This window comes from Acinetobacter sp. SH024, from assembly GCF_000163635.1.
Taxonomy (GTDB): Bacteria; Pseudomonadota; Gammaproteobacteria; order Pseudomonadales; family Moraxellaceae; genus Acinetobacter; species Acinetobacter pittii.
This window is the reverse complement of the sequence record NZ_GG753601.1, coordinates 568085-592217: the sequence shown is the minus strand read 5'-3', so window position 1 is coordinate 592217 and position 24133 is coordinate 568085. Positions and strand designations below refer to the sequence as shown.

General features: G+C 39.0%; 20 protein-coding genes. 10 read left to right on the top strand and 10 right to left on the bottom strand.

Annotation, left to right across the window (positions count from 1 at the left end):
- Nucleotides 1-317 precede the first annotated feature (317 nt).
- The 6 genes from HMPREF0013_RS15375 to blp2 all read left to right on the top strand — a co-directional run bounded on the left by HMPREF0013_RS15375 (nucleotide 318) and on the right by blp2 (nucleotide 8689).
- The gene (locus HMPREF0013_RS15375; RefSeq protein WP_002118975.1) at nucleotides 318-1349 is read left to right on the top strand and encodes a substrate-binding domain-containing protein; all 1032 of its coding nucleotides are present in this window, start codon (nucleotides 318-320) and stop codon (nucleotides 1347-1349) included.
- Nucleotides 1350-1448: 99 nt separating this feature from the next.
- The gene (pstC, locus tag HMPREF0013_RS15370; RefSeq protein ID WP_002119004.1) at nucleotides 1449-2828 is read left to right on the top strand and encodes a phosphate ABC transporter permease subunit PstC; all 1380 of its coding nucleotides are present in this window, start codon (nucleotides 1449-1451) and stop codon (nucleotides 2826-2828) included.
- Complete coding sequence (pstA, locus tag HMPREF0013_RS15365; protein ID WP_005803816.1) at nucleotides 2825-4222, top strand: phosphate ABC transporter permease PstA; 1398 nt, start codon at nucleotides 2825-2827, stop codon at nucleotides 4220-4222. The genes pstC and pstA overlap by 4 nt, the downstream gene beginning before the upstream one ends.
- A 13-nt stretch (nucleotides 4223-4235) precedes the next feature.
- Nucleotides 4236-5138, top strand: a complete 903-nt coding sequence (gene pstB / locus HMPREF0013_RS15360) for a phosphate ABC transporter ATP-binding protein PstB (RefSeq protein ID WP_005067963.1) — start codon at nucleotides 4236-4238, stop codon at nucleotides 5136-5138.
- Nucleotides 5139-5286: 148 nt separating this feature from the next.
- Nucleotides 5287-6249: a protease SohB gene (gene sohB, locus HMPREF0013_RS15355; RefSeq protein WP_002118820.1), complete on the top strand. Its 963-nt coding sequence runs from the start codon at nucleotides 5287-5289 to the stop codon at nucleotides 6247-6249.
- A 253-nt stretch (nucleotides 6250-6502) separates the two neighbouring features.
- Nucleotides 6503-8689, top strand: coding sequence for an Ig-like repeat protein Blp2 (gene blp2, locus HMPREF0013_RS15350; RefSeq protein ID WP_005803814.1), 2187 nt, complete (start codon nucleotides 6503-6505; stop codon nucleotides 8687-8689).
- A 38-nt stretch (nucleotides 8690-8727) separates the two neighbouring features.
- Here blp2 and HMPREF0013_RS15345 read toward each other — a convergent pair whose 3' ends face one another.
- The 9 genes from HMPREF0013_RS15345 to HMPREF0013_RS15305 all read right to left on the bottom strand — a co-directional run bounded on the left by HMPREF0013_RS15345 (nucleotide 8728) and on the right by HMPREF0013_RS15305 (nucleotide 16271).
- Nucleotides 8728-9366: a DUF2238 domain-containing protein gene (locus HMPREF0013_RS15345; protein WP_002118728.1), complete on the bottom strand. Its 639-nt coding sequence runs from the start codon at nucleotides 9364-9366 to the stop codon at nucleotides 8728-8730.
- Nucleotides 9367-9445: 79 nt separating this feature from the next.
- Complete coding sequence (gene purB / locus HMPREF0013_RS15340; protein WP_002118712.1) at nucleotides 9446-10834, bottom strand: adenylosuccinate lyase; 1389 nt, start codon at nucleotides 10832-10834, stop codon at nucleotides 9446-9448.
- 55 nt (nucleotides 10835-10889) lie between these two features.
- Nucleotides 10890-11621 (bottom strand): high frequency lysogenization protein HflD, encoded by a 732-nt coding sequence (gene hflD / locus HMPREF0013_RS15335; protein ID WP_002118587.1) that lies wholly within the window; start codon nucleotides 11619-11621, stop codon nucleotides 10890-10892.
- A gap of 13 nt (nucleotides 11622-11634) precedes the next feature.
- On the bottom strand, nucleotides 11635-12768 hold the full coding sequence (gene mnmA / locus HMPREF0013_RS15330; RefSeq protein ID WP_002118444.1) for a tRNA 2-thiouridine(34) synthase MnmA: 1134 nt from the start codon (nucleotides 12766-12768) through the stop codon (nucleotides 11635-11637).
- A 4-nt stretch (nucleotides 12769-12772) separates the two neighbouring features.
- On the bottom strand, nucleotides 12773-13261 hold the full coding sequence (locus HMPREF0013_RS15325; RefSeq protein ID WP_002119006.1) for an NUDIX hydrolase: 489 nt from the start codon (nucleotides 13259-13261) through the stop codon (nucleotides 12773-12775).
- Nucleotides 13262-13405: 144 nt separating this feature from the next.
- On the bottom strand, nucleotides 13406-13957 hold the full coding sequence (locus HMPREF0013_RS15320; RefSeq protein ID WP_002118988.1) for a gamma carbonic anhydrase family protein: 552 nt from the start codon (nucleotides 13955-13957) through the stop codon (nucleotides 13406-13408).
- A gap of 90 nt (nucleotides 13958-14047) precedes the next feature.
- Complete coding sequence (dacC, locus tag HMPREF0013_RS15315) at nucleotides 14048-15196, bottom strand: D-alanyl-D-alanine carboxypeptidase PBP5/6 (protein ID WP_002118558.1); 1149 nt, start codon at nucleotides 15194-15196, stop codon at nucleotides 14048-14050.
- A gap of 126 nt (nucleotides 15197-15322) precedes the next feature.
- Nucleotides 15323-15745: an MCR_0457 family protein gene (locus HMPREF0013_RS15310; RefSeq protein ID WP_002118406.1), complete on the bottom strand. Its 423-nt coding sequence runs from the start codon at nucleotides 15743-15745 to the stop codon at nucleotides 15323-15325.
- 154 nt (nucleotides 15746-15899) lie between these two features.
- Nucleotides 15900-16271, bottom strand: a complete 372-nt coding sequence (locus HMPREF0013_RS15305; protein WP_002118529.1) for an MCR_0457 family protein — start codon at nucleotides 16269-16271, stop codon at nucleotides 15900-15902.
- 101 nt (nucleotides 16272-16372) lie between these two features.
- Here HMPREF0013_RS15305 and surE point away from each other — a divergent pair, with 101 nt between their 5' ends.
- The 3 genes from surE to HMPREF0013_RS15290 all read left to right on the top strand — a co-directional run bounded on the left by surE (nucleotide 16373) and on the right by HMPREF0013_RS15290 (nucleotide 19114).
- Nucleotides 16373-17143 carry a 5'/3'-nucleotidase SurE gene (gene surE, locus HMPREF0013_RS15300; protein ID WP_002118784.1) on the top strand — a complete coding sequence of 257 codons (771 nt, stop codon included), beginning with the start codon at nucleotides 16373-16375 and terminating at the stop codon, nucleotides 17141-17143.
- A gap of 111 nt (nucleotides 17144-17254) precedes the next feature.
- Nucleotides 17255-18082 carry a peptidoglycan DD-metalloendopeptidase family protein gene (locus HMPREF0013_RS15295; protein ID WP_002119027.1) on the top strand — a complete coding sequence of 276 codons (828 nt, stop codon included), beginning with the start codon at nucleotides 17255-17257 and terminating at the stop codon, nucleotides 18080-18082.
- A gap of 102 nt (nucleotides 18083-18184) precedes the next feature.
- On the top strand, nucleotides 18185-19114 hold the full coding sequence (locus HMPREF0013_RS15290; RefSeq protein ID WP_002118686.1) for a LysR family transcriptional regulator: 930 nt from the start codon (nucleotides 18185-18187) through the stop codon (nucleotides 19112-19114).
- 51 nt (nucleotides 19115-19165) lie between these two features.
- On the opposite strand, the gene HMPREF0013_RS15285 is transcribed toward HMPREF0013_RS15290, so the two are convergent.
- Complete coding sequence (locus HMPREF0013_RS15285) at nucleotides 19166-21784, bottom strand: Lon protease family protein (RefSeq protein WP_002118620.1); 2619 nt, start codon at nucleotides 21782-21784, stop codon at nucleotides 19166-19168.
- Between the two features lie 165 nt (nucleotides 21785-21949).
- On the opposite strand from HMPREF0013_RS15285, the gene HMPREF0013_RS15280 reads away from it, so the two are divergent.
- Complete coding sequence (locus tag HMPREF0013_RS15280; RefSeq protein WP_002118376.1) at nucleotides 21950-24133, top strand: AmpG family muropeptide MFS transporter; 2184 nt, start codon at nucleotides 21950-21952, stop codon at nucleotides 24131-24133.

The following is a 24133-nucleotide window of genomic DNA, read 5'->3' as shown; positions in this document are numbered from 1 at the left end:
ATCACTAAATTACCGTTTTTTAATATATTTATAATACCTTTTGTTTTTATATTTATAAAAAATAAAAATTTAATATTTTTAGTTAATGTCATAATATAGATTGCTAGAGAGGGTTAAATAATCTCTTTATTTAAAATAACTAATTGATAGTACATAAAAAATATTAATGTGACAGTTAACACTATCGAAATCATTAAAGCGTCATCATACTGTAACTTAATTGTCATATTTTCTATTCACAATGCAGCTATCGAAGAGCGTACAAGCACTCAACAAAAAGTGACGTACAACCTATTGCATTAATGAGAGAGAACAGAATGCGCTTAAATCCACGTCAAATCGCAATTGCGTTAGCAGTAACTGGGGCAGCTGTAACAACGACTGCAAATGCAGCTCGTGATACGATTCAAATTGCTGGTTCTTCAACTGTATTACCGTTTGCCAGCGTTGTAGCTGAAGAGTTTGGTAATACTTTCCCTCAATTTAAAACTCCTGTAGTTGGTTCTGGCGGTTCTTCTGCTGGTTTGAAACAATTCTGTCAAGGTGTTGGCGATAACACGATCGACGTTGCTAACGCTTCTCGTAAAATTAAAAGCACTGAAATCGAAGCTTGTAACAAAGCTGGTGTAAAACAAATTCAAGAAATCAAAATCGGTTATGACGGTATTGTATTCGCGTCTAACTCACACAAAGCAGCTTATAAATTAAAACCTTACCATGTGTTTGCTGCTTTAGCTGCACAGTTACCATCAAAAGGTAAATTGGTTCCAAACCCATATACAAACTGGAATCAAATTGATAAAACACTTCCAAATGAACCGATTACTCTTGTAATCCCTGCATCTAATCACGGTACTCGTGAAGTTTTCCAAGAGAAAATGGTTGAAGCTGGTTGTGAAGCATATGAATACTTCAAGAGCTTAGATAAAGATGCTCAGAAGAAAGCATGTTCTACTTTCCGTAAAGATGGCCGTGTAATTGAAATCGCTGGCGACTATACAGAAACATTAGCGCGCTTAAAAACTTCTCCAAGTGCTGTAGGCGTGTTTGGTTTAAGTTTCTATGACATGAACCGTGACAAGTTACGTGTAGCAACAGTAAACAACGTTGTTCCATCTGAGAAGACAGTATTGAATGGTACATACCCTGTATCTCGCCCATTGTACTTCTACGTGAAAGGCGAACACTTAAAATCAGTTAAAGGCTTACCGCAATATGTAGAATATTTCGTAAGCAAGAAAGCAACTGGTAAAGGTTCTAAAGCTGAACGTGATGGTTTAATCGCGATGTCTGATGCTGAACGTGCAAAAGTTTTGGCTGACTTTAAAGCAGGTAAAACTGTTAAATAAGTTAGTTTGAATGAAGGCTGGTGATCTTAAGAGTTCATCAGCCTTTTTGTCTAACTAGTTTTTCCAAATTATGACAATTGAGAAAACAGTGGAGAGTACATGAATCTGCTACTTATCGGTGTGTTGTTAGCCCTCGTGGCAATTGCATATCAACTTGGGCTGAGAAAGAGCCGTAACATAGCAGGTAAGGGAAGCAACTCGGCGACGTTACATTCTCGTCCTGGTTATTATGGCGCACTGGTTGGTCTTTGGTGCGGTATCCCTGCTTTTTTAATTTTGATCATTTGGAACTTGGTTGAACCAAGTATTTTAAATCATATTATTTTTAATAATATTCCGGCGTCTGTAAGTGCTTCTCTTGATGAAGCGGGTAGAAGTGTATTGGTTGATCGTGTTCAATCAATTGCTTCAGGTTTTGGGGTGAGCGATAAACCGGCAGCCTACGAATTAGCTGCTGCTCAACAGTTTGCAAAATTTCAAACCATTGGCTCTTTTGCCAAATTTGCTGTTGTAATTTGTGCTGCTTTATTGGGGTTGGTTTGGGCAAAGAAAAAAATCAGCCAACAATATCGTGCTCGTAACCAAGTTGAACGTGCCATTAATGTTGGTTTGATTTTATGTTCTGGTGTTGCGATTTTAACAACCATCGGTATCGTAATGTCGATGTTTGGCGAAGCAATGCACTTCTTCCGTTTTGTTAGTCCAATGGACTTTTTCTTTGGTACAGAATGGAATCCGGGCTTTAGTACTTCTGGTAATGCTGAAGGCAGTTATGGTTTATTACCATTGCTATGGGGTACGCTCATGGTCAGTGGTATCGCTCTACTCGTTGCTGTACCAGTTGGATTAATGATCGCAATTTATTTAGCTGAATATGCTTCACCATGGTTCCGCTCATGGGCAAAACCAACAATTGAAGTCTTAGCTGGTATTCCAACAATTGTTTATGGTGTATTTGCCATGATGATTATTGGACCATTCTTTAAAGCAGCGGGTGCATATGTTGGTTTAGAGATTAATGCGACGAGTGCTTTAACTGCTGGCTTTGTAATGGGAATTATGATTATCCCGTTTGTATCATCTTTGTCAGATGACATTATTACTCAAGTCCCGCGTGCACTACGTGACGGTTCTTTAGGACTTGGTGCGACTAAGTCTGAAACAATTCGTCAAGTCGTATTACCAGCAGCTTTACCGGGTATTACAGGCGCTTTCTTATTGGCAGTCTCTCGCGCCGTTGGGGAAACCATGATTGTGGTTTTAGCAGCAGGGAACAGTCCACTTTTACACGCAAATCCATTTGAAGCTGTTTCGACAGTGACAGTAACTATTGTAAAACAGTTGACTGGAGATACAGACTTCTCAAGTCCACAAGCATTGGTTGCATTCGCGCTAGGTTTAACACTATTTGTTATTACCTTGGGATTAAATATTGTAGCACTGTACATTGTGCGTAAATACCGTGAGCAATACGAATGAGTACATCAAATACATCGTCTCCTATGGATCAGAACGTATTTGATCCGAAAACTGCTGCCGAAACACGTGAACGACGTAAACAGGTTATTGAAAAATCTTTGGCTAAACGTCATCGCAAAGAAAAAGCTTTCCGTTTTGCGGGTTTCTCGGCAGTCATTATTGGTCTTGCATTCGTTGCTCTCTTGTTCGGTAGTATCTTGGCAAAAGGTTTACCTGCTTTTTGGCAAACTAGTATGAATGTTCCAATTTACTTTGACCCTGAAGTGATTGATGCGGGACCAGTACCTGTACGTACTCAAGGTGAAACACCTGCACATTACCAAGAACGTTATGTTGATTGGCAAACTAAAATGGGTATGGTCGATTGGGATGGCATCATTGTAAATGGAATGATTGCTAAAGATCCTGCACTTGCATCACAACGTGACTACTTGAGCAGCTTATATGCAAGCTCGGAAGCTTATCGTCTACGTGATATGGTTTTTGCAGATCCATCACTCATTGGTAAAAAAGAAAATATTACCTTCTTAGGTGATGCGAACGTCGATGTTTGGTTAAAAGGTAATATTGACCGTTCCTTACCAGATGATCAGCAACAACTCGATCCAGAAGTGCGTAAGCTTGCAGATGAGTTAAAGGCGAAAGGTGTTCTTGAAAGTACATTTAACTTGAACTTATTTAAGAATCCTGACTCTCGTAGTTCTCCAGCAATTAGTGGTCTTGCAGGTGCATTCATGGGTTCATTATTCATGATGCTCATCGTGATCATCATTGCGATCCCAATTGGTGTTGCCAGCGCAATCTATCTCGAAGAGTTTGCTCCAAAAAATGTTCTTACCGACATTATTGAAGTTAACATCAATAACTTAGCTGCTGTTCCTTCAATTGTATTTGGTCTACTTGGTGCTGCAATTTTCATTGGCTGGATGCATTTGCCTTTATCAGCTCCGCTGGTGGGTGGTTTGGTTTTAAGCTTAATGACACTACCAACAGTCATCATTACCACGCGTGCTTCATTAAAAGCAGTGCCACCTTCTATTCGTCAAGCGGCACTTGGTTTGGGGGCTTCTAAATTCCAAACGATTTTCCATCATGTTTTACCGTTGGCATTACCGGGCATTATGACAGGTGCAATTATTGGTGTTGCACATGCGCTTGGTGAAACCGCACCTTTACTTTTAATTGGAATGAGTGCATTCGTTGCAAGTATTCCAGCAACTCCATTTGATCAAGCAACTGCTTTACCTGTACAGGTCTACTTATGGCAGGGTAATGAGTTGCGTAACTTCTTCGAAGGCCGTACTGCTGCTGCGATTATCGTACTACTTGCATTAATGATTGGTTTAAACAGTCTTGCAATTTGGTTACGTAAAAAGTTCGAAGTGCGTTGGTAATAGAGGATAAATCATGAATACTATTGATATTACGAATTCCTTAGAAAAGGATAAGTTAGTGAATACTGAACAATCTCAATTTACAGATAAATCGCTGAATCATGGCACTTCGTATGTTTCGCATTTTGAACCACATACTTCAAAAAAGCAGAACTCAAACGAAATTAAAATTAGTGCACAAGATGCCCATGTTTATTATGGTGATTTTGAAGCTATCAAAGGTATTGACCTAGATATTTACCAAAATGAAGTGATCGCATTTATTGGCCCTTCAGGTTGTGGTAAATCAACGTTTCTTCGTACGTTAAACCGTATGAACGATACGATTGATGGTTGCCGCGTAACAGGTAAAATTACCCTTGATAACCACAATATTTATGACCCAAATCTAGACGTTGTATTATTGCGCGCTCAGGTTGGTATGGTGTTCCAAAAGCCAAACCCATTCCCTAAATCTATTTTTGACAACGTGGCTTATGGTCCTAAACTTCACGGATTAGCGCGTGATAAATATGACCTAGAAGAAATTGTTGAAAATAGTTTACGCAAAGCTGGTTTGTGGGATGAGGTTAAAGACCGTTTGAACCAGCCAGGTACAGGTTTATCAGGTGGTCAGCAACAACGTTTATGTATTGCACGTACCATTGCTGTTAGTCCTGAAGTGATTTTAATGGATGAGCCGTGTTCGGCACTCGATCCAATTGCAACAGCAAAAGTAGAAGAACTTATTTCTGAATTGTCGAATCAATACACAATTGTGATTGTGACTCACTCAATGCAACAAGCGGCACGTGTTTCTGATCGTACTGCTTATTTCCATTTAGGTGATTTAATTGAAGTCAATTCAACTGAAAAAGTCTTTACTCAACCTGACCATCAGTTAACGGAAGCGTATATTACTGGTCGCTTCGGTTGATTAATAAACAATAAAAGAAAAAGAGCCATGTGCTCTTTTTTTTATTTTATAAATGAAAATGACTCTATTTTGCAAAATCGCTATTGAATTTTAATCAAAAGGACCACATCTTAAGGCTATAAAGATAAACTTATGAGCTTAGAATTTTATGTTATTCCATTTGCCTAAACTCCCTGCGGAAATACGTGTCAGCCATTTAAATGCACGTGTCAATGAACAGAGAAAAAAAATTGCGCAAACTACGGCAAGCCGTTTAGAACTTTTACAATTAGCTCAACAACTTGCTAAAGAAGCTAAAATTCGCCGTAAAAATAATCAGAAGATTTTTGTTTTAGATTTCAAAGGTGATATTCAAGCTTCGGCAGTTGAAAACTTGCGTGAAGAAATTACCCTGATTTTAGCAACTGCTAAAGCAGGACGTGACCGTATTGTAGTTCGTCTCGAAAGCCCAGGCGGTATGGTGCATGGTTATGGTCTGGCAGCAGCTCAGTTGGTGCGTTTACGCGATGCAGGTTTTCATTTAACAATTTGTGTTGATAAAGTCGCTGCAAGTGGTGGCTATATGATGGCATGTATTGCAAATGAAATTATTGCAGCGCCGTTTGCTATTGTGGGTTCAATTGGTGTGGTCGCTCAAGTTCCAAACTTTAATCGCCTTTTAAAAGAACACAATGTGGATTTTGAGCTTTACACAGCAGGGCAGTATAAGCGTACAGTCACCATGTTTGGTGAAAATACGCCTGAAGGTAAAGCGAAGTTTGAAGAAGAACTGCAACAAACTCATGTCTTATTTAAGCACTTTGTAGAAAAGTATCGCCCACAGCTTAATGTTGATAAGGTGGCGACAGGTGAGCATTGGTATGGTGAAGATGCTCTAGATTTGAACCTTGTTGATAAATTACAAACATCTGATGAGTACTTATTAGCTTTATTGCCGCAACATGATGTGTATGTCATTAATACACGTAAGAAAGCGACTTTAGGTGAAAAGCTGGGTTTACAAGCAGCGCAAATGGCAGATAGTTTGATTCCTACTGTAATGAGCAAAGTCATGGAAAGCCTAGCAAAGGCGAACACGACGCTTGTGCAGGTACGTGATCCAAAACTATAAGTTTATATAATTCAAATGTTATAAAAGACCAGCTTAAATGCTGGTTTTTTTATAAAGTTAATATTCAAATTTGTCTTATTAAATAGGTTTAGATTTTTAATGGAAAGTAAAAAATAAATGTTGATAAATATAATTTTTGAATTGTGATAACCACATGGTTTTGATATTTTAAACAGCAATAAAATAGCTTTTAAATGAAATATTTAAAAAGTTAGACATTTAAAAATATAACTGAAATTTAGGACAGGAAATAATGACAAGAATAATTGTAGCATCCAAAGAGGGTTTGGACGTTCTGCAAGATGGTCAGCTCAATAAGGTCGTGTTAAGTAAACCTTCTATTATTCAAATTGGCGTAAGTCAAAAAGATATAGCATCGGTGGAAAAACAAGGTGGAAATCTAGTCGTCCATTTAAAAAATGGAGAGACTATTGTCTTAGAAAATTTCTTTAATGAAGCAACGAATACAACAGAACATTCACTTGTTCTTCCGACTGAACATGGAAAATTTGTTGAGGCACAATTTGATGCTCAAGGTAAGGTAATCGACTATACAGGTTTAAACCATGTCACAGATTTAGCCTATACAAGCACGAGCCAACCAGCCTCGACAATGGCAGTTGATGATTCCCCAACTTTTTCAATGGGTAATGTGCTAAAAGCAGGTTTGGCTGTTTTAGCTGCTGAAGGTTTATATCTTTGGGCTTTTGATAATGATGACAAAGATGATTCTTCAGGGCCTGTAGATATCTTACCACCCGCTGCACCGACTGCTACTGTTGCAGATGATACTGTTACGGTTACTGGTAAAGCGGAAGCAAATGCAAAAATTTATATTAAAGATGCTGCTGGTAATACGATCGCAACGGGTGTTGCAGATGCAAGCGGTAATTTTACAATTAAACTCGATAAACCTTTAGCAAATGGAAATAAATTAAATGTTTTTGCTGAGGATGCTGCTGGCAATATGTCTAAAGCAGGTACTGTGACTGGTAGTAAAGACACAATTGCCGATGCCCCAGAAGCTCAATTAAGTGAAGATGGCTCGATCTTGGATGGTAAGACTGAACCTAGGGCTACTGTCAAAATCTATGATGCCAGTGATAAATTGATAGATACTATAACTGCGAGTCCAGAAGGCAAGTTTTCTTATAAATTTACTCCGCCTTTGACGAGTGAAGCGGGCGGTAAAGTAGTTGCTATAGATGAAGCTGGAAATGAGTCAGAAGCGACACTTATTTTTGCTGGTAAAGATACTATCCCTCCAAAAGCTCCTTTACTGGAATTAAATAAAGAAGGAACAGTAGTTGAAGGAATAGCAGAGGCTAATGCAAAAGTTCAGATAAAAGATGCAGATGGTAAAGTGATTGGAACTGGTACCGCAAACGCTCAAGGTGAATTCCAAATTACGCTTTCTTCACCCTTAAAAGAGGCACAAAAGGCGACGATCATTGTTGAAGATGCAGCAGGTAATACCTCTAAACCCTTAGAAATTAAATCTGGCTATGACACTCTGGCGCCAGATAAACCTTCAGCTCAAATTAATGCAGATGGAACAACGGTAACAGGAACTGCTGAAGCAAATGCAAAAATACAAATAACAATAGGTACTAAGGTTATTGGTAGTGGAGTAGCTGATGCGGATGGAAAATTTACAATTACGATTTCACCCGCTTTAACTGTTAAAGATAAAGCCTCTGTATCTGCTATAGATGCCTCTGGAAATAGTTCTGTAGCTCTAGAAATCAATGGTACAAAGGATACGCCTCCTGATAAACCGAGTTTTAAGGTATATGATGATAATGGAACCTCTATAAAACAAATTCTTGCTAACTCTGAGACAGATGATGCAACCCCGAAATTCACTGTCAAAGCTGAATCACATGCAAGTTTGACTATTTACGATAACGGAGTAGCAATTTCAATTATTAAAATAGGTCAGGTAAATGCTAATGGTGAGTGGTCATTTACACTTGATAAAACTTTAGCCATTGGTAAACATACGATTACTTTAATGCAAACAGATGCTGAAGGGTTTACTAGCGAAATAAGTTTACCTTTTACGTTTGAGATAGTTGCTCCAAAGACTGCTAGTTTGAGTGATGTAGCTGTTGATACTGCTCATACAGAAACTGTATCTGTTGCTGATAGTGTTGGGTTAAATACATTAAAGTTAGTACAAAGCACAACAAATGAAACGGATAGACAGCAGCAGAAATCTGTGCCAATAGATGATTTGTTAAAAAGCTCTACGTCTAGTGAACCAGACCCAATTGAAACTCTTTTGTCTTCAGCGGCATTAAAGCCTACTCAGGTAAATGACCAGAGTGATATAACTACGAACGCTAGTAATATCACTGCCAATCTTGAGCATGTTTTACCTGATACGACTTCTTCGGTTTTACAAAGCCTTTTAGAACAAACCTATCCTGTTGTCTAAAGTGATCTTAAAAAAGCGCTCATTGAGCGCTTTTTTATTTATGAGTTATTTGTTTTAGATGGAAGCATCAGTGCAAGAAGTCCATAGAAAATTGCCCCAATAGTCGCTAACAGCATATCTTTATGGGCATCCCACATATCGCCTTGTTGCCCATTATAATTTTCGGCTTCTTCGGGAGATAATCCAATAGCAATTGCCCATTCAATAAGTTCATATAAAACACTTGATGCCATTACAAATTGAACTACTAATAAAAAAAGACTGAATGGCTTTACTGATGGTAACCACACTTGAAACACGCGATAAGTAAGAGGGTAGAGAAAAATACCATAGGCAAGATGAACCAAACGATCATACATATTACGGGACCAACCCATGTATTGATCTAAATTAAAATTGAATACCTGTTGTATCCAATCATTGTATGGAACGTATGAATACAGGTAATGTGCGCCAACAATATGGATGAGCAAAAACAGCAGATAGAAAGTAAAACTTAAAAAATTGAGTCCAATCTTCTTAAAAATAGCAAAGAGCAAAATCAACATAAACACAGTGCCCGTTTGGTGAAGTAAATACGCTTCAAATTCAAGAGGCTGAATAGCTGAAATAACAATCGCAATCAAAAGCAAGCCAAGAGCAATATAGTGTTTAAGTTTGAATTGTTTTTCGATCATTTTATGGAGTCTTTATTGTGATTTATATGAGTGTAATAAAAAAGCGAAGCCTAAGCTCCGCTTTTTGTAAACTTTTTAATTAAATTTTGCTAATTAGATCGTTAATTTGTTTCGCTTGTTCAGCTGCATTACCTGTGTAAGTTGCAGGCGTAAGTTCAGCTAAACGCGCACGTTCTTCGCTTGGTACTTGAGAAAGTTCATCACCATTTACGAAATTAACCATCATGTCACGCGTCATTGCTTGACCACGAGTTAATGCTTTTAACTTTTCGTATGGTTTTTCAATGTTGTAGCGACGCATTACAGTTTGAATTGGTTCAGCTAAAACTTCTTGAGCTTGGTCTAAATCTTCATTTAAACGGTTTGCATTTAACTCAAGTTTACCAACACCTTTTAAGCACGCATCGAAAGCAATTAAGCTTTGTGCAAAACCAACACCCATATTACGTAATACAGTTGAGTCAGTTAAGTCACGCTGCCAGCGAGAAATTGGTAATTTTTCACCTAAGTGAGCCAATACTGCATTTGCAATACCTAAGTTACCTTCAGAGTTTTCAAAGTCAATTGGGTTAACTTTGTGTGGCATTGTTGATGAACCAACTTCGCCTTCTTTCAATTTTTGTTTGAAGTAACCTAAAGAGATGTAACCCCATACGTCACGGTTAAAGTCGATTAAAATCGTATTGAAACGACGTAACGCATCAAACAACTCTGCCATGTAATCATGTGGTTCGATTTGAGTTGTATAAGGGTTGAATGTTAAACCTAAAGATTCAACAAAAGCTTGTGCATGAGCAGCCCAATCAACATCTGGATAAGCAGAAAGGTGAGCATTGTAGTTACCTACAGCACCATTGATTTTGCCAAGTAACTCAACGTTTTCAAATTGTTTGATTTGACGAGCTAAACGGTATGCCACGTTCGCCATTTCTTTACCCAAAGTTGTTGGGCTAGCAGTTTGACCGTGTGTACGAGACAACATTGGCTGTTCAGCGTGAGTCGTTGCCAAAGCAGAGATCGCATTAAGGATTTGCTTCATGCTTGATACTAAAACTTCACGACCATTTTTAAGCATAAGCGCATGAGACAAGTTGTTGATGTCTTCAGAAGTACATGCAAAGTGAATGAATTCACCCGCATTTTGTAATTCAGCGATACCAGCAATTTTCTCTTTTAAGAAATACTCAACTGCTTTAACGTCATGGTTAGTCGTACGTTCAATCTCTTTAATACGATTTGCATCTTCTTCAGAGAAGTTGCTAACAATTGCATCTAAAGCTGCATTTGTTTCGTTTGAAAAAGGTGCAACTTCAACAATTTCCGGACGGTTAGAAAGTGCTTGTAACCAACGCACTTCTACAGTGACACGAGCATGGATTAAACCAAACTCAGAAAGAAAAGGGCGTAGCGCATCACATTTGCTGGCATAACGTCCATCTAATGGTGATAGTGCGGTTAAAGCGTTCATAACGATTCCTTAATGTTGGAATAAACATAAAACTAAAAAAATCTCGTTTATAGTCTTAAACGACTTGGTACTGTAAACGAGCAAGTGCTTGAATATCCTGTAGCAATTTACGTTTGCTAAAAATCATGTTCCATGAACTACCGCCGAGTTGTCGCCATAAATGGGCCATTTGCAAGCCAGTAAACAGACAAGCACGGATGCGGTTAGTATGGTTGGTATCTTTAAATGCTTCTGCATTACCACGAACTAAAATGCGTGGGTTAATCTGGCCAGCCGTATCAACATAAGTTTGCGCTAAATTGGCTAAAATGCTCGGGTGTAAGTAGTTATTATCAAAAAAAGACAGCTGTTTTAAAATTTTCTGCTGAGCTTTTTCAATGATTGCGACATATTCAGGATTGCTATAAACCTTTTTTTCTAGCTGTAAGAGCGACATCGCATAGGACATTGGCAATTTGGCCGTGCCCATTTTTGGAAGGCGAGACTTAGGCATGTTTGAAAAAGGTTGAGTAATACAATTTTCGAGTGTTTTAAGCCCTAAAGAGATATCTGCTAACTGATTAAAAAAATCTAAGGTTTGAACACCATTGTTGGCTGTAGGGCGAATATTTAAACTTGCTTTGATTAATAGTTCAAAATAGAAGTTACCACTTTCACCAATACTTTGCTGACCCGTCATGGCTGTCATATGGGTGAGCTGAGTGGCCTGAAATACCCCAGCCAAGGCAAGGGCACGGTTTTGGCGAACATTCAAGGCTTGTGATTGTTGAAATGGTAACTCCACCATGCCATTCATTCCCTTAAATAAAATTTGGTGTAGGGGCATTTGTATGGTGAATGACACCCCCGCCTAAGCAAACTTCATCTGAATAAAATACAACGCTTTGACCCGGTGTAACAGCACGCTGAGGTTCATCGAACTCAACGCGAACTCCGTGTTCAGTGTTTTCATCAATAAAAATTGTACATGTCTGATCAGGTTGGCGATAACGCGTTTTAGCTGTACAGCGTAATCCTTCAACTGGAATATTTTGTTCACCAGCTACCCAGTCAATTGACTCACTCCACAGTTGAGTACTTTGCATGAGTGGGTGTTCATGTCCCTGACCTACAACGAGGCGATTATTGGCCAGATCTTTATGTAGTACGAACCATGCACCTTCAGCTGCACCTTTCAAACCACCTAGACCAATTCCACCACGTTGACCGAGCGTATAGTACATCAGACCGTGATGTTCACCAACTTCTTTACCTGTATCAAGTACAATTTTCCCAGGCTGAGCGGGTAAATATTGTTTAAGGAAGTCATTAAAACGACGTTCCCCAATAAAACAGATTCCTGTTGAGTCCTTTTTCTTTGCTGTAGCAAGATCAAGTTCTTCAGCAATTCTGCGAACTTCAGGTTTTTCGATTTCGCCTACTGGAAATAATGTTTTATTAATTTCTCTACCATGAACGGCATGTAAGAAATAGGTTTGGTCTTTATTGTTATCTACACCACGTAATAATGGTGCGTATGCTTCGCCTTTAGAGTTATATGCGGTTTCACCACGACGTGCATAATGACCAGTCGCGATGAAGTCTGCACCTAAAGTCATGGCATGATCTAAAAATGCACGGAATTTAATTTCTTTATTACATAAAATATCTGGGTTTGGTGTGCGACCAGCCGCATATTCAGCTAGGAAAAGTTCAAACACTCGATCCCAATATTCCATAGCAAAGTTTGCTGTATGCAGCTTAATACCGATTTTATCAGCTACTGCTTGGGCATCAGCTAAGTCTTCCATTGCCGTACAGTATTCCGTGCCGTCGTCTTCCTCCCAGTTCTTCATGAAAAGACCTTCAACTTGATAACCCTGTTGAAGTAAAAGTGCTGCAGAAACAGAAGAGTCTACACCACCAGACATACCGACGATGACACGTTGTTGCATAGGACTAGGCATCCAAATGAGAAGTTAATGAGGGAGAGAAGGGGTGCTCATAAATAAGCGATAAAGGATAATGGTGGCCTTTCATAGCATCTTCAACTGCTTTTAGCACAAGAGGACTGCGAGCACGGGCAGATTCTTTGAGTTCATCCGGTGTCATCCACACAGCAGCGATAATACCTGTGTCGAGTTGAGGATCAATTTCAACCTGAGTTACATGCGCTAGAAAACAGAAACGGTAATAGGTGCGATCGGGAAACATTGGTGGGGTATAAGTATAAATACCGAGCAAAGCATCAATTTCAACATGATGGCCTGTTTCTTCAAGTGTTTCTCGAATGGCAGCTTCTGTTAATGACTCACCACATTCCACATGACCAGCAGGTTGGTTAAATACTGTGTGTACAAAACCTTCGCTATGCTCTTCTACAAACAGATAGCGTCCGTCTTTTTCTACGACTGTAGCAACAGTGACATGAGGAGTCCATGCGGCCATAAAAAAGCACCATGATTTAAAAGACGTATAATACGAAATTTAGGGGTTTTTGGCTACGGTGATCTGCTAAACGATATGAGCAATACGATAAAACCATATCGTTTAAAAAGCAGAATTTTTATTACTCATAATCAAGATAGATAATTAATCCTGATTTGCTTGTGCAGCTTTATGATTATTTTGCACTTTTACATAATGTCTTGCTGAATAAGGAAGAAACGCCAGTTCCTTTTCAGTTAGCGGGCGCACTTGTTGTACAGGGCTTCCTACATAGAGATAACCGCTTTTTAAGACTTTGCGAGGTGGAACTAAACTTCCTGCACCAATCATCACATCATCTTCAATAATCACGTCATCTAGAATAACGGTGTTGATTCCGACTAAAACACGGTTGCCAATGGTACAGCCATGTAAAGTCACATGGTGTCCAACCGTTACATCTTCACCAATAATCAGAGGTGAGCCATTCGGTTTGGCATCATTTTTATGGCTTACATGCAACATACAATGGTCTTGTACGTTACTGTTTTTGCCAATTTGAATACTATTTACGTCACCACGGATGACTGCAAAAGGCCAGACAGAAACATTTTCAGCTAAGCTAACGTCACCAACCACAACAGCCATTTCATCGATATAACATGTTTTATCTACTTGAGGGTGGTGTTCAAGATAAGGACGAATGTTCTTTGCCATAAGAAGTATCAAAATAAAATTTAGTCGAATTATAAAATAAAAAAGCACTCAGGCTAAATAGCATGAGTGCTTAATTCAACTATTCAAAAATTAGAATAAGTTGCTGAAGAATTGTTTGATATGATCGATTAAACGAGCAAAGAAACCTGCTTCTTCAACTGGCTTTAATGCAACTAACGGCTTTTCAGCAATTACTTTGCCATCTAGGCTAGCAACAAGCTTACCGACAACTTGACCTTTTTGAAGTGGTGCATTTAAGTTAGGTTGAACCACTAACTGAGTTTTAATGCCATCAGCTTTACCTTTAGGCATAGTCACACTAAAGTTTTCAGCTAAACCAACTTGAACTTCATCTTCTTTACCAAACCAAACTTTTGCTTTTGCAAGAACCTGATTGGCTGGTTGAACATTTGCAGTTTCAAAGTTTGCAAAGCCCCAAGCCAGTAACGTACGAGTTTGGTCTGCACGTTCAGACATGCTTGGAGTACCAAAAATCACTGAAATTAAACGCATTGGACCGCGTTTACTAGAAGTAGTTAAGCAGTAGCCCGCTTCATCTGTATGACCTGTTTTTAAACCATCTACACTTGGGTCAGTGTAAAGCAAGGCATTACGGTTACCTTGTTTAATACCATTAAAAGTAAATTCTTTTTCAGAGTAAATTGGATAGTATTTTGAACTGTCTTTAATAATATGTTGTGCTAACACAGCCATATCTTTTGCAGTTGAATAGTGGCCTTCAGCTGGCATACCAGTCGAGTTAATAAACTGGGTGTTTACCATGCCGATACGTTTTGCTTCCTGATTCATCATATGAGCAAACGTGCCTTCATTTCCTGCAATATGTTCAGCCATTGCTTTTGATGCATCATTACCTGATTGGATAATAATACCGCGGAGCATTTCTAGAACTGTCGCTGTACCGTTTAAAGGAACATACATACATGATTCAGAGCTACTTCCTTTACACCATGCAGACTCGTTCATACGAACCTGCTCATTTTCAGTCAGTTCACCTTTTAATAATTTTTGTTCAATGATGTAACTGGTCATCATTTTTGTCATAGACGCAGGTGCAAGCTTTTCGTTTTCATTTTTAGAAGCGAGAATTTGGCCTGTCTCATAATCCATTAATACATAAGACTTATTATTTAATTCTGGCGGAGCTGATAAGACAGTTGCTGCATAAGAAAAACTTGGTAAGAGGAGTAGTGCAGCAATAGCGCTTTTTCGAGTCATTCTAGGTAATTCCAATATCTTGTATGAAGCAGAAGAGCCTAGCATTTTAGGATAAAGCAAAGCCGACTTCTACGGGAGAAGTCGGCTTTTTCAAACAGTATTGTAACTCAAGAGTTTTTTACTAATTTAGTTTTGCGATTGATATGCTTTCACGTCTTGGCAAACTAATGTGTTTTGTTCATCACCAGCAGCTTTCGCATCGCTACGTGCTTCTTTTAAGTATTTCTTGAAAGCTTTGTCTTTACTACGTTTTTCTAATGCAGAAACAGCATCAGTTTCATTTGGTAGGTAGTCTTTAACTAAACGTTCATAGCCTTGAGCAAAATCAGCGTCTTTTTTACCAATCAAACTTGGACAAATTTCAGAAAGCACTTGAATTGCAGCTAATTCTTCAGGAGTCGTGCCTTGTTGTGGAGTGACTTCAACAACATTTTCATTTTCGGTTTTCTTTTCAGTTGTTTTCTTCTTATCAGCAGCAAAACCAGCTGTTGCCATGCTCATAAGTAAAACCAAAGAGAGCGATTGAACTAAGCTTTTCTTCATAAACATCGATAACCCAAAATAAAATTTCTAAATATGCCGTTAGCTTAACCAATTTAGAATTTAAAAAAATGGAAAAAATGTATTGTTATGTTGGTTTTCTGCTTAATGGCAAACAGAAAACCCAAAATGAATAAGTCTCTAGATCAAAAAAGAGTAAGATCTATTCTTTATAATTAACGATCTCTTCACAGAGCTCATGTTGCTCGTGATGGTCCATTTGTTTTGCCGTAAGACGTGCTTCATTTAATAAAGTTTTAAATTCAGCATCGTTTTGTAGAGTCGCTAAGGTCATTGATTTATTTGAATAACCACTTAAATACATCGCAATAATCTTTTGCGCGTTTGACTCAAGTTTTTTATTTGGTCCGACGAAAGCTGGGCAGATTTCCTGCAAAACTTGCGTTGCGGCAATGTCATCTTTAATTAAGCTATCAGCCTCTTGTGTTGATATATCCTCATCTGCAAAAACCGCTTGCGTACACAATGTGATACTGATCCCCAATACCTGAAAAAAAGGAGCGAAAGTTTTCATTTTTTCACAATTTTATAATGCTATGGAGGCATAAATATATATAATTCAACAAATAATTCAATTGTGAAAACCTTTAGGTTTATTTGTAGAGAAAGATTTTAGTGAATATTTTAATTGCGAATGATGACGGTGTTTTTGCGCCAGGTATACAGGCTTTAGCTGAAGCATTAAGACCCCTTGGACGCGTGGTTGTGGTTGCACCAGAAAGTGAAAGAAGTGGTTTCTCAAGTGCATTAACATTGGATCGACCATTACGCCCCATTCAAATTGCCGAAGATGTTTGGGCAGTGAATGGTACACCAGCAGATTGTGTTTATTTATCCATGAATGGATTGTTTGATTTTGAGTTTGACTTGGTCGTGAGCGGAATCAATAGTGGCGCGAACTTAGGTGATGATGTTTTATATTCGGGAACGGTAGGGGCCGCATTTGAAGGTCGTTTAATGAAACAACCTGCAATCGCTGTGTCTTTAGCGGGTCCTGATGTGCGTGCCTATAACAATAAAGAAGATTATGCTCAGGCTGCTAAATGGGTACATGATTTTATTGCAAGCGGATTACCAGCTTTACCTCCGCGACATATCTTTAATATTAATATTCCTGACGTGCCGCAGTTAAAAGGAGCACAGATTACGTATCAAGGGCGCCGTGCTCAATCTAAGCCTATTACCAGTCATGTCGATCCACGCGGACGTCAAGTTTACTGGATTGGACTAGCAGGTGAGGCGGTTACAGATCCGCAACGTGTTTCTAGCCAGATTCAATCTGATTTCTTTGCCGTTGCAAACGGTTATGTAAGTGTTACCCCTATTCAAATGGATGCAACAAATTACGCTGTTTTAGAAGATTTACAGATCAGTTTGAGTCAATAATTTGCCTCGAATGTTATAACTTTGTGAATAAAGAAAAAGAGGAACGTGTTTCCTCTTACTTTTTTGGTACTCTTAGCCGAAATGATTTGTAGCATTTAGTGAGGGAGATCAATGCATTTAATTGGGCAACAAAGCAGAGTGCATATCCAAAAAGACAAAATAATGAAAATTATGTTGTTGTCTGTGGCTGTAGGTTTTACCGTTGCTATGGCAGGGTGTGCTTCTAAACCACAAATTAATAATAGTTCTCGCTATGCAATGGCTCCTAACTATTACACAGTTCGTTCAGGTGATACTTTAAGTGGTATCGCAATGCGTTATGGTCTCGACTATATTAGTATTGCCGAAATGAATGATATTGCTCCGCCATATCGTATTTATGTTAATCAGTCTTTGCGTTTGAAGAAAGGTTCTTCACCAAGAACAGTATCTACGCAAGTCATGGCACAACCTGAGCAAATCAAACGTCAAACTATTGCTCTACCAACCACACAACCTGTTACACCAGTAACTCAGCCTACAACGACCGCACCATCAACGAATACGACAGTGACCTCGGTTGCACCAAATTCTAGTTTACGCTGGATAAAACCGAATAATGGACCAGTGATTCAAGGGTTTAATTTGGCAAATAATGTCAAAGGAATCCGTTATGGTGGAAATCAGGGTGACCCTATTTATGCCGCAGCAGATGGTCAAGTTGTCTACGCAGCTGATGGTTTAAAAGAATACGGCAATCTGGTTTTAATTAAGCATATTGATGGCTATATTAGTGCCTATGCCCACAATAGCAAGATGTTGGTGAAAAGCGGTGATAATGTAACTGCTGGACAAAAAATTGCCGAGATGGGCTCTACTGGGGCTTCTCAGGTCATGCTTGAGTTCCAGATTCGTTTGGACGGAAAACCAATTAATCCTATAAATCTTTTACCAAAATAGCTAATGCATAAAACTTAGGTTTCCTCGTATAATATAATTGGTTGCTTTCATTACAACAATAAGCATTTTTTTATAAATTTAGAATTAGATTTGAGGAAACCTATGTTAGATCAGCTTCGTGCGATGGGTGTTTTTGCTTGTGTGGTTGAAAAAAGTTCATTTAGTGGTGCGGCACGTGAATTAGGAATTACAACAAGTGCGGTGAGCCAGCAGATTCGATCCCTTGAGCATGAAATGGATGTAATTCTATTACATCGCTCCACGCGTAAACTCAGTTTGACAGAAGCCGGACAGGCTTTTTTTTCAAGCTGTCAAGAAATGTTGGCGGCTGCTGAAAGGGGGAAAATCAGAATTAATGAGTTGAGGGATGACTTAATTGGGGATTTGCGTATCGCAACTACTCCTGATTTAGCAGTTCAGCACCTCATTCCTGCGTTATCTCACTGGATGTCAGCTCATCGCGGTTTATCTGTGCATTTTGAGGTTGGGCATCGTTATATCGACTTAATTGAAGAGCGAATTGATATTGCAGTGCGCATGAGTTCTACGCCGGTAGAAGAAAGCAGCTCTGTCATTCCGATGGCTTTTGTCGATCAGATTTTGGTTGCTTCTCCAAGTTATCTGAATCAATCTAGTCCAATTGTGCATCCTAATGATTTAAGAGATCATGAGTTATTATCAATTAATGTCATGAATGACGCGCACCATTTCCATTTTCAACATGTAAAAACGGGTGAAACACTTAATGTTGAAATGCAAAGCCGTTTGCAAAGCAATAATTTACAAGTTGCAAAAGCGTTATGTCAGCAAGGACATGGTATTGCAAGAATTTTATATTTAGATGCTCAAAAAGAGTTAAAAAATGGTTCTTTAATTGAACTCATGCCAGATTGGAAATTACCAACTTTTACTTTGTATGCAGAAGTTGCCAAGCATGACCAACAGCCAATGAAAATTCAGCGCTGTGTTGAAGCACTTAAACAATATTTTAGTCAGTTAGCAGGAGGACGAGCGATCCAAATCGTTCGCTAATTTTGCGCCTCTAAAAGTAAAAAGGGCCTGTATTTGACAGGCCCTTTTTTATTATTTCTGTTTTAAGGTTGCGACTTCTTCTACACTTTCTTGCGGCAGATCTTCCGCAGTAAGTTCTTCATGCTTCTTAATTTTTTTCTTATTTTTCTTTTTCTTCTTTGGCTCCTCTTCAATTTCTGCGCCATCTTCAATGGCTTGCCAATATTCGAGTTGCTCCATTACAGCAGCATAAATAGAGTGTTTACTGTACTTACCTTTTTTGTCGAGTGTACCGACAGGGCGGGCCATTAAAATCTCAAGCGCTTGATCAATCGTATCAATTGCATGGATATGGAATTGACCACTTTGTACCGCATCAATCACATCTTGGCGTAACATCAAATGCTGCATGTTTTGACGTGGAATAATGACACCTTGTTTACCAGTTAAACCTTGTAATTTACACGCATCATAGAAGCCTTCAATTTTTGCATTTACACCACCAATTGGTTGAACTTGGCCTAACTGGTTCATAGAGCCCGTAATTGCCCATGATTGATCAATTGGTATTTGGCTAATTGCAGAAATTAATGCAGAAAGCTCGGCAACTGTTGCACTGTCGCCGTCTACTTGCCCATAACTTTGTTCAAATGCAAGCGCAGCAGAGAAATGTAAAATCTGTTCACGGCCAAAGTGAGCTTTCAAGAAGCTAGACATGAGCAACACGCCTTTGGCATGTAGTGAGCCGCCAAGCTCCACACTACGCTCAATATCAAGAATATCACCGCCACCTTGATAGACTGATGCAGTCAAACGTGAAGGTAAGCCAAACTCGACATCTGCATAGTGAATGACAGAGAGGGCATTGATTTGACCCAAACGATGACCAGAAGTTTCGATTAACTGAGTTCCACGTGATAAATCTTGCCAGTAAAGTTCTCTTAAATAGCCTAAGCGATACTGTCTGTGTTGTAGTGCCAAGTTAATGTGCTGGTCAGTTACAAGCTTTTCATTGGCTTTAAATGCATGGTGATGTGCTTCGCGAATGAGGTCGCCTAAAGTTGAAGCATGTAACGACAGTGAGCTTTGGTCTTCTGCCTGACGACTTGAGTCGGTAAGTAAAGCTGCTAAAGCACTGCGGTCAAACGGAAGTAATTTATCCGCTTGTACATAATCAGCAATTAGCTGCATGTAGGCTTGTTCATTTTCGTCATTACGTTGCAGAGTATCGGTAAAATCTGCACGAATTTTAAAGACACTACCAAGCTCTGGTTCTACTTCTAAAATTTCATAATAAATTTCAGGTTCTGCCATAAGAACCACTTTAATATCAAGCGGAACAGCAGCAGGTTCAATCGAGATAGAGCCTGTTAACGTCAGCATATGTTCAAGAGAAGAAAGCTTGAGTTGACCTGATTTTAAGGCGCGCTTTAAACCTTGCCATGCATAAGGCTGTTCGAGTAATTGCTCGGCCTCAAGCATTAAAAAGCCGCCATTCGCTTGATGTAGGGCACCTGGACGAATGAGCGTGAAATCTGTGGTAATTGTGCCGTTGTGAGTAAGTTGTTCAACATGACCAAGCAAATTGTAGTGCGTTGGGAAATCTTCAAAAATAACTGGTGCACCACTGTTTGGTTTGTTTGAGACAATTACATTGGCCTGATAACGTGCAGGCACACGATTAAACATTGCCGGAGCAAAGTCATCTTCTTCTTGCTCTAAAATGAGTTCAACATTATCAATTACATCTTGAGCATATTGTTTTAAATAATCTTCAAGGCCTTTGACTTGACCATATTTATTTAAAATCAAATCCATGCGTGGCTTAACTACTTGGGTCGCGATGTCTCGATTCAACACAGAGACTTTGTCACGTGCATCATCTTCTAAATCACCTAAATGCAAACCAAGACGCTCGAGCTTTTTATCCATGTAGCGAACATTCGCTGCAATTTCAGCACGTTGCTTAGTATTTAGAGAATCAATTTCTGTTTGAGTGAGTTCTTGCACCTGATCATCTTTTACTTGTACAGGTACAAAGCCATGCTTTTCATTGCGGGAGATGAGTTTTAAGTCGAGTTCTTCGCCTTCTTTGGTTAACTCGACAAGCGCTTGTTGCTGCTCATCTCCAGTTTCCTCACGGATACGCTCAATACGGTTATGATAGGTCTCGGCACTAAAACGGCGTTCAAGCTGTTTTAAAATAATTTGCCAAGTTTGATGAAGGGCATGTTGAAACTTGGTTCCTTGTCCAGCAGGGAAGCGTAGAGCAAGTGGTTGGCGTGCCTGCTTAAAATTATAGACATATACCCAGTCATCTGGAGTAGGCATTGTTTTCGCATGTTGTTGGAGTAAACGCTTAATCATGGTGCGTTTACCCAAGCCTGCTGTTCCTACTGCAAAAATGTTATAGCCAGAGTAGGGTAAAGAAATACCTGCTTCTACCGATGCTTTGGCACGGTCTTGCCCTAAAAAGTTATTAAGCGGTTTTATACGTTTTGTAGAAGCTGGAATTTTTTCAAAATCTGGAATATGTGTAAGTTGTTCGGGTTTTAAGGCTGTTTTATCCAAAGTCATTTTTATATCAGGTTGCTCAAAAGCTGAAGGAAATGCATTTATTGTGACGTTTGTGGTGTTTGTTTTAGCGAGTGATAAAGTTGAGATGGTCACTTGATCAAGTTTTTGTGTCACTGTTGATATCCAGCAAAAGAAAACGAATGTTGAAGCTTAAAGGTATACAGGTTTAGCATAAAATATCAAGCAAACTTGCCGTTTTTATCGCCAAAACAAAATTGATTGCATAAAGAATCTTGAAAGGAATTGTAAGAAGGGTTTGAATAGGCACATTTATAATTTATGGAAAATAAAAAACGAATGACCACACAAGCTTCGGGTTGGGTCTCGGCTTTTAAAGCATTTTTAGATCGCCGTGCATTAATTATGCTGTTTCTAGGTTTTTCTGCCGGAATTCCGATTTTATTAATTTTCTCTAGTCTCTCTTTATGGCTTGGAGAGGCGGGCATTGATAAAAGTGCAGTCACTTTTTTTAGTTGGGCTGCCCTAGGTTACTCTTTTAAGTTCGTTTGGGCTCCTCTTATTGATGAGTTACCTGTGCCTGTCTTAACTAAAACATTAGGTCGAAGACGAGCTTGGTTGTTAATTGCACAGTGTTTGATCGTTCTTGCTATTTGTATTATGGCTTTTTCTGATCCTTCTCTAGGTCAAAGTTATCTTATTCAAATGGCGGTGGGTGCTGTATTACTCGGCTTCTCAGCAGCAACCCAAGATATTGTGATTGATGCTTACCGTATTGAATTAGCAGAAACAGAAATGCAAACGGTATTGGCCTCTACCTATAATGCGGGTTACCGAATTGGCATGATTGTGGCTGGAGCGGGTGCATTATTTCTAGCTGCCCACTTGGGAACTGCTAAAGGTAATTACATTTACGAAGCTTGGAAAACGACTTATTTAATCATGGCAGGCGTTATGTTAGTGGGTATTGTCACGACCCTACTTGTGCGTGAGCCTGTTGTAAATCGAGTTTATAAAAATTATAAGAGTAGTGATTACTACCGTTTGGTTCTCGTATTTTTTATTGCCGTTATTTCATTCGTAATCACTTATATTTATTCGGGGCAGGTTACCGAGGCCATTTCACAAGCTGGCAATATTAAAGACAGTGCTGCGTTATTTGGTTTAGAGGCTTTAAGATTTTTAACTGCAACTGCTGCTGCGATTTTTGTAGGTTATCTACTCGTTAAAATTGGTGTGGTTAACCAGCAAATGGCTAAAGAGACATGGATTGCACCAATTCTAGATTTCTTTAAACGCTATGGTGTCAAACTTGCATTAGTGTTGTTGCTACTTATTGGTTTCTTCCGTATTTCAGACATTATTGCTGGTGTTATTTCTAATGTGTTCTACCAAGATCTTAACTTCAGTAAAGAGCAAATTGCAGAAGCAGTTAAAATCTATGGGGTACTATTTAGTTTAGTCGGCGGTTTCTTAGGTGGTCTTTTAGCACAGCGCATCAACATTATGAAACTGATGTTTGTCGGTGCTGTTTTGGCTAGCTCTACCAATTTAATTTTTATTGGACTAGTAAAATCTGGTCAGCCATTAGATATGGTAGATGTAAAAGTTGGTGAACACAGCTATCAAGTCAAACCAGACGAAGTCGGGTTATGGAAGTTAGAAGTACCAAGTTCTGCTTTTAGCGGAACAAAACAAATTGAAGTAAAAGCTGCTTATGCTTCAAATGATGTAGCGCCTGTTACACGTACTCAGCCATTACTGACAACTGAGTCAGCTAAATCGCCTCTACAAATTTTACCTGTAATGGGTAATGATCAGGTCTCACTTAAAGATGGTGAGGGAAGTGTTGTGGTTCGAGGGCAATACTTTGGAAAAGCATTAACTCCTACGCAAAAAATTATCATTAGCCTTGATGGGCAAAATTTTGATGCAAAAATGACTGATCAAAAAGGTGTTTTTAGTGCAGCCATTGATGCAAAAAAACTAGTGGCATCGACCAGTAAAGAGCTTAACGTAGCTGTAATGGATGGCGAACAAAAAATACTTTCTGCATCTCATCCATATGCTGTTAGCTCAAATCAAAAAGCGGCAAGTGAACTTGATGTGAATATTGAACCGGTAGCTTATATTGATCCACTTTCTGGTCAACCAGTGGAAGTCAGCGGTAAGGTCATTAAACCATATAGTTCTTTATGGCTTTATTTTGCCATTATTGTCGATAACTTGGCTTCTGGTTTGGCTGGTGCGGCATTTATTGCATTCCTTTCAAGTTTAACGAGTGTTTCATTTACAGCTGTTCAATATGCAATCTTTAGTTCACTCATGACACTTACTCCAAAACTTTTGGGTGGATATTCAGGTACCATAGTCAGTAATATTGGATACCCAAAGTTCTTTTTGATGACAACTCTTATTGGTATTCCAATCTTGATCTTAGTGGTTTGGGTGGGAAAATTGCTAAGAGATCATCAAACACATGAATCAGAAAAGGCAGGTGAATAA

Excerpts from the sequence above, each read along its gene's own strand:
- HMPREF0013_RS15375 (WP_002118975.1), top strand. The coding sequence starts at position 318 with ATGCGCTTAAATCCACGTCAAATCGCAATTGCGTTAGCAGTAACTGGG.
- pstC (WP_002119004.1), top strand. The coding sequence starts at position 1,449 with ATGAATCTGCTACTTATCGGTGTGTTGTTAGCCCTCGTGGCAATTGCA.
- pstA (WP_005803816.1), top strand. The coding sequence starts at position 2,825 with ATGAGTACATCAAATACATCGTCTCCTATGGATCAGAACGTATTTGAT.
- pstB (WP_005067963.1), top strand. The coding sequence starts at position 4,236 with ATGAATACTATTGATATTACGAATTCCTTAGAAAAGGATAAGTTAGTG.
- sohB (WP_002118820.1), top strand. The coding sequence starts at position 5,287 with ATGTTATTCCATTTGCCTAAACTCCCTGCGGAAATACGTGTCAGCCAT.
- blp2 (WP_005803814.1), top strand. The coding sequence starts at position 6,503 with ATGACAAGAATAATTGTAGCATCCAAAGAGGGTTTGGACGTTCTGCAA.
- HMPREF0013_RS15345 (WP_002118728.1), bottom strand. The coding sequence starts at position 9,366 with ATGATCGAAAAACAATTCAAACTTAAACACTATATTGCTCTTGGCTTG.
- purB (WP_002118712.1), bottom strand. The coding sequence starts at position 10,834 with ATGAACGCTTTAACCGCACTATCACCATTAGATGGACGTTATGCCAGC.
- hflD (WP_002118587.1), bottom strand. The coding sequence starts at position 11,621 with ATGGTGGAGTTACCATTTCAACAATCACAAGCCTTGAATGTTCGCCAA.
- mnmA (WP_002118444.1), bottom strand. The coding sequence starts at position 12,768 with ATGCAACAACGTGTCATCGTCGGTATGTCTGGTGGTGTAGACTCTTCT.
- HMPREF0013_RS15325 (WP_002119006.1), bottom strand. The coding sequence starts at position 13,261 with ATGGCCGCATGGACTCCTCATGTCACTGTTGCTACAGTCGTAGAAAAA.
- HMPREF0013_RS15320 (WP_002118988.1), bottom strand. The coding sequence starts at position 13,957 with ATGGCAAAGAACATTCGTCCTTATCTTGAACACCACCCTCAAGTAGAT.
- dacC (WP_002118558.1), bottom strand. The coding sequence starts at position 15,196 with ATGACTCGAAAAAGCGCTATTGCTGCACTACTCCTCTTACCAAGTTTT.
- HMPREF0013_RS15310 (WP_002118406.1), bottom strand. The coding sequence starts at position 15,745 with ATGTTTATGAAGAAAAGCTTAGTTCAATCGCTCTCTTTGGTTTTACTT.
- HMPREF0013_RS15305 (WP_002118529.1), bottom strand. The coding sequence starts at position 16,271 with ATGAAAACTTTCGCTCCTTTTTTTCAGGTATTGGGGATCAGTATCACA.
- HMPREF0013_RS15295 (WP_002119027.1), top strand. The coding sequence starts at position 17,255 with ATGCATTTAATTGGGCAACAAAGCAGAGTGCATATCCAAAAAGACAAA.
- HMPREF0013_RS15290 (WP_002118686.1), top strand. The coding sequence starts at position 18,185 with ATGTTAGATCAGCTTCGTGCGATGGGTGTTTTTGCTTGTGTGGTTGAA.
- HMPREF0013_RS15280 (WP_002118376.1), top strand. The coding sequence starts at position 21,950 with ATGGAAAATAAAAAACGAATGACCACACAAGCTTCGGGTTGGGTCTCG.